This window comes from Anaerolineales bacterium (assembly GCA_022866145.1).
In the GTDB taxonomy this organism is placed as follows: Bacteria; Chloroflexota; Anaerolineae; order Anaerolineales; family E44-bin32; genus PFL42.
Genome location: JALHUE010000002.1, coordinates 1 through 4,759 on the forward strand (window position 1 = coordinate 1; position 4,759 = coordinate 4,759).

Genomic DNA, 4,759 nt, shown 5'->3' on the forward strand with positions numbered 1-4,759 from the left:
GAGCAGATGCCCGGCCAGAAGAGCCGCTGGTACGAGTGGCCGTATGTCGAAGGACTGCGCCTCGACGAAGCCATGAACGATTTGGCGATCCTGGCGACGGGCCTGTATGGAAAATCCCTGCCCTCCCAGAATGGCGCCCCCCTGCGGCTGGTCGTCCCGTGGAAGTATGGCTTCAAGAGCATCAAAGGCGTCGTCAAGATCGATTTGGTGGCTGAGCCACCGACGTCGCTGTGGATGGCTGCCGCGCCGAGCGAGTACGGTTTCTATGCCAATGTCAATCCCGATGTCGATCACCCCCGCTGGTCGCAGGCCTCCGAGCGGCGCATCGGCGAAATCAGCCGGCGCGACACGCTGATGTTCAATGGCTACGAGGAGGAAGTTAGCGGCATGTACTCGGGGATGGATCTGAGTGCCAACTACTAGGCGACAACCCTCGGCCGCCGCGGCCGGCAGCACGCCACCGGCGGCAATTTGGCTGAGGGACAACTGGCTGCGGTTGTTGGTGCACGTCGGCGCCTGGATCCCGCTGGCGCTCATCGTCTACGGATTCGTGACCAACCAGCTGACGGTCAATCCGATCCAGGCGGCCACCCTGCGCACCGGCAAGACCGCCCTCGTCCTGCTCGTGTTGTCGCTGGCCTGCACCCCCTTGAACACCGTCTTCCGCTTCCGCAAAGCGCTCAAAGTCCGCCGCGCCCTGGGGCTGTATGCCTTCCTATACGTCGCCTTCCACTTCGCCATCTTCGTCGGGCTGGACTATGGCTTCAACCCCCAACGGTTGCTGGAGGCGGTGTTCGAGAAACGCTATGCTCTGGTGGGATTCACCGCCGGGTTGATACTGGTCCCCGTGGCAATTACCTCCACCCGAGGCTGGATGCGACGGCTCGGCCGCCGCTGGACGCGGCTGCATCGACTGGTGTACTTGGCATCGCTGCTGGTCATTGTGCACTACACCTGGCTGGTCAAATCCGACATCCGGGTGCCGCTACTGTACGGCGCCCTGGTGCTGGCGCTGCTGGCGCTCCGGCTCCGCCCCGTTCGCCAGTTGACCGCCGGCCTCGGGGGCCGCCTCCGGCGCCGCCTGGCCAGCTAGTCGGCACGGCAGAACGACAACCGCGACGGATCGGTGACACGACCCGTCGCGGTTGTCGTTCTTGGCTGTCGGGGCGGGCGGATTTGAACCGCCGTCCTCACGGACCCGAACCGTGCGCTCTAGCCGGGCTGAGCCACGCCCCGTGTCGATCCTTTGCGGATGACCTGCGCATTGTACCGCGAGCCGGCCGCCTGAACAAGCATCCTGACCCGGCGGACCCGAGCCCGACGGCCGCCAGCCTCGGGCGGTGAAGCCGCTTCCCCCCGGTTCGGCTGCCGGCCGGACGGCGTCCCAGGCTGACCGCTGAGGGCAACCGAGAGGTGCCCATGCCAGTTGAGGCTGGATTCCCAGCCCGCTGCTGGGCCGGAGCGAAGCACGGCAATCGTGTGCCGCAGCCGGGCAAGAGAGGGTTTCACCACCAGCCGCGCCTGCCCATCAGCCCTCGGTAAGGCGCCTGACGGGAAAGAGGTTGGGTCTACAGTCGATGGGACACGGGGGCCCGCCATTGGCGGCGGCCGACTCGCACCTCCGGCGGCGCTACGGGGGTGGGGCGCGGCCTGTGCGCAGCAGGCGGGAAGCCCATGGGGCAGGGGTCAGGCGTCGATGAAGACCTTGGAGGCGACCGAGGCCTCGCGGGAGGTCTGGGGCAGGGTGAAACAGAACAGGCTGCCGGTCCCTTCCTTGCTCTCACACCAGATCTGGCCATTGTGCAGTTCGACCATGGCCTTGGCGATCGAAAGCCCAAGGCCCATGCCGCCATGACGGCGGGTGAGATGCGATTCGACCTGGTAGAACCGGTCAAAGATGTGTTCGGTCTCGCTGGTGGGGATGCCGATCCCGGTGTCGACGACAAAGACCTTGGCATAGCCGCCTTCGCCCTCCGCCTTGACACCGATTTGCCCGCCGGGGTCGGTGAAGGTCAGGGCGTTGCGCACAAGGTTGGTGATGACGACGTCGATCTTCTCGCGGTCCCCCTCGACCATCAACGGGTCGTCTTCCGGTATGTCGTAGCCGAGCTCGATCTTCTTCTCGTCGGCCGTCGAAAGGAACCGGTTGACGACATCCACGACCAGGCGGGCCAGCGAGAACGGCTCACGCCGCACGCGAGACTGCCCCTCGTCCTTGTGGGCGATCGTCGAGAGGTCTTCGATGATCGTCTTGAGGCGCATCGAGCTGCGAATGATCACCTCCATCTGCTCGGCGTAGTCCTGGGGGATCACTTCCTTGAGGAAGGTGGCGTGGCCGAGAATCAACCCGAGGGGGGTGCGCAGCTCATGCGAAGCAATGGCGATGAAGTCGGACTTCATCCGGTCGAGGCGGGTCAGTTCGGTGTTTACCGTCTGCAGCTGGCTGAGCAGGCGGGCATTGTCGATTGCCACGGCTGCCTGGGCAGCCAGGGTCTCTAGGATGGACAGGTCATCTTCGGTATAATGGGCCTGCTCGCGCTTGTTGATGGCTTCAACCACCCCGATCGGCTCTTCTTTGATGAGCAGGGGGACGCCCAGCAGCGAGCGGGTCTCGAAGCGCAGGGTTTCATCGACGGCGCGGAAGACCCGCGGATCATTCGATGCGTCGTGCAACACCATCGGGCGGGCGTGATGGAAGATCCAGCCGGCGATGCTGCCCTTGAGGGGGACGGTAACCTCCAGCAGCTTCTGGCGCACGGGCCCGTGGACGGCCTCAAAGCGCAGCTCGCCTCTGGATGGTTCATACAGCAAGATCGAAGCCGCTTCGCTCTCGGTCAGTTCGACGGCGTTATCGACGATCGTCTGGAGGAGGAGCGGCAAGTCATGTGTCGACGCCAGCGTGCGGCTGATTTCGAGCAGCCTCTGGGTGCGTTCCAGCCGGACCTGGCGTGAGGATGGTTCGGGCATTGCCAACCACCTGAACGTGGGCAGGAGATTCTAGCACAGGCCAATCGCCTGGCCAACATTCGCGCAAGAGATCGCACAAGCAGCGATCGGGAGGAGTCTATGGCAACCAAGAAGAAAGTGCGTGTGGCGATCATCGGCGTGGGCAACTGCGCCTCGTCGCTGGTCCAGGGCGTCCACTACTACCGCAAAGCCAAGCCCACCGACCTGATCCCGGGGTTGATGCACGTCAATCTGGGTGGCTACCACATCCGGGATATCGAATTCACCTCCGCCTTCGACGTGGTCAAAGGCAAGGTCGGCAAGGACCTGAGCGAGGCGATCTTCGCTTACCCCAACAACACCATCAAGTTCTCCGAAGTGCCAAAGCTGGGTGTCAAGGTGTATCGCGGCATGACCCACGATGGTTTGGGCCAGTATGTCTCCGGCGTGGTCGAGAAAGAGGAAGGCCCGACGGATGACATCATCGGAATCCTGAAGGACACCAAGACCGACGTGGTGGTCTCGTACCTGCCGGTCGGATCCGAAATGGCGACTAAGTGGTACGTCGAGCAGGTGCTCGAGGCGGGCTGCGCTTTCGTCAACTGCATCCCGGTGTTCATCGCCAGCTCGGAGTATTGGGCAGGCCGCTTCCGCGAGCATGGGGTTCCGATCATTGGCGATGACATCAAGAGCCAGGTCGGCGCCACGATCACTCATCGGGTGCTGACCAACCTGTTCGCTGACCGCGGGGTCCAGATGCAGCGCACGTACCAGCTGAACTTCGGCGGCAACATGGACTTCTACAATATGCTTGAGCGAACCCGGCTCGAATCGAAGAAGATCTCAAAGACCAATGCCGTCACCAGCCAACTGCCGTACGAACTGCCGCCCGAGTCGATCCACGTCGGCCCGAGCGACTACGTGCCGTGGCTGACCGACCGCAAGTGGGCCTACATCCGCATGGAAGGCATCAGCTTCGGCGACGTGCCCCTCAACCTCGAGCTCAAGCTGGAGGTCTGGGATTCGCCGAACTCGGCGGGCGTGGTCATCGATGCGGTTCGGTGTGCCAAGCTCGCCCTCGACCGAGGTCTGTCCGGCCCGGTCCTGGCGCCGTCGTCGTACTTCATGAAAGCCCCGCCCAAGCAGTTCAGGGACGAGCTGGCACGCCAGATGGTCGAGGATTACATCGCCGGCAAGCTCTAGCCGCGACCAGGGTCGCGAATCCTCAGGCGATCTACCGCGGCCTGGTGGTTGGCTGGGAGTCCTCGGCACAACCCCCAGGCCGCGTTGGGTTCTGGTTGCTGGGGAGGATCGTCATGCGGGCAGTCCCGATCCCACATCCCGGCCCCGTCGACACGCTGGTTCTGCCAGTGGTCGAGGTGCCCTTTCCTGAACCCGGCCGAGGCCAGCTCAGGCTGCGGATCCAGGCGTGCGGCGTCTGCCGCACCGATTTGCATCTCGCCGAAGGGGAGCTGGCGGGGGCGCACTACCCCGTGATCCCGGGGCACCAGATCGTCGGCACGGTCGAGGTTGTCGGCGAGGATGTCACGGGTTGGAGCGTCGGAGATCGGGCCGGCGTGGCATGGCTGCACCGCGTGTGCGGGGTGTGCGACCCCTGCCGTCGGGGCGAATCCAACTTGTGCCCGGAGGCAGCCTTCACCGGATTCCATGTCGACGGGGGCTTCGCCGAGGCGATGCTGGCTGAGGCGAATTTCGCTTATCGTCTCCCGGAATCGATCTCGGATCTTGAGGCCGCGCCTTTGCTATGCGCCGGGATCATTGGCTTGCGGTCACTGCGCAAGGCGGACCTTGC

5 protein-coding genes and 1 tRNA gene are annotated in these 4,759 nt (G+C 64.2%); 4 read left to right on the plus strand and 2 right to left on the minus strand.

Annotated features, from left to right (window positions below):
- Both msrP and MUO23_00040 read left to right on the plus strand, forming a co-directional pair.
- Positions 1 to 423: protein-methionine-sulfoxide reductase catalytic subunit MsrP (msrP, locus tag MUO23_00035; GenBank protein ID MCJ7511339.1), on the plus strand; the 423-nt coding region annotated here is incomplete at its 5' end.
- Positions 410 to 1,093, plus strand: a complete 684-nt coding sequence (locus MUO23_00040; protein MCJ7511340.1) for a sulfoxide reductase heme-binding subunit YedZ — start codon at positions 410 to 412, stop codon at positions 1,091 to 1,093. The genes msrP and MUO23_00040, both read left to right, overlap by 14 nt.
- A gap of 68 nt (positions 1,094 to 1,161) precedes the next feature.
- On the opposite strand, the gene MUO23_00045 is transcribed toward MUO23_00040, so the two are convergent.
- Both MUO23_00045 and MUO23_00050 read right to left on the minus strand, forming a co-directional pair.
- Positions 1,162 to 1,236, minus strand: a tRNA-Pro gene (locus MUO23_00045).
- Positions 1,237 to 1,686: 450 nt separating this feature from the next.
- Complete coding sequence (locus tag MUO23_00050; GenBank protein ID MCJ7511341.1) at positions 1,687 to 2,967, minus strand: HAMP domain-containing histidine kinase; 1,281 nt, start codon at positions 2,965 to 2,967, stop codon at positions 1,687 to 1,689.
- Positions 2,968 to 3,066: 99 nt separating this feature from the next.
- Here MUO23_00050 and MUO23_00055 point away from each other — a divergent pair, with 99 nt between their 5' ends.
- Both MUO23_00055 and MUO23_00060 read left to right on the plus strand, forming a co-directional pair.
- Positions 3,067 to 4,149: an inositol-3-phosphate synthase gene (locus MUO23_00055; GenBank protein MCJ7511342.1), complete on the plus strand. Its 1,083-nt coding sequence runs from the start codon at positions 3,067 to 3,069 to the stop codon at positions 4,147 to 4,149.
- A gap of 113 nt (positions 4,150 to 4,262) precedes the next feature.
- The coding region (locus MUO23_00060; protein ID MCJ7511343.1) for an alcohol dehydrogenase catalytic domain-containing protein at positions 4,263 to 4,759 on the plus strand (497 nt) is incomplete at its 3' end.

Bases quoted from the DNA above. Each gene is read 5' to 3' on its own strand.
- MUO23_00050 (MCJ7511341.1), bottom strand. From the start codon at position 2,967: ATGCCCGAACCATCCTCACGCCAGGTCCGGCTGGAACGCACCCAGAGG.
- MUO23_00055 (MCJ7511342.1), top strand. From the start codon at position 3,067: ATGGCAACCAAGAAGAAAGTGCGTGTGGCGATCATCGGCGTGGGCAAC.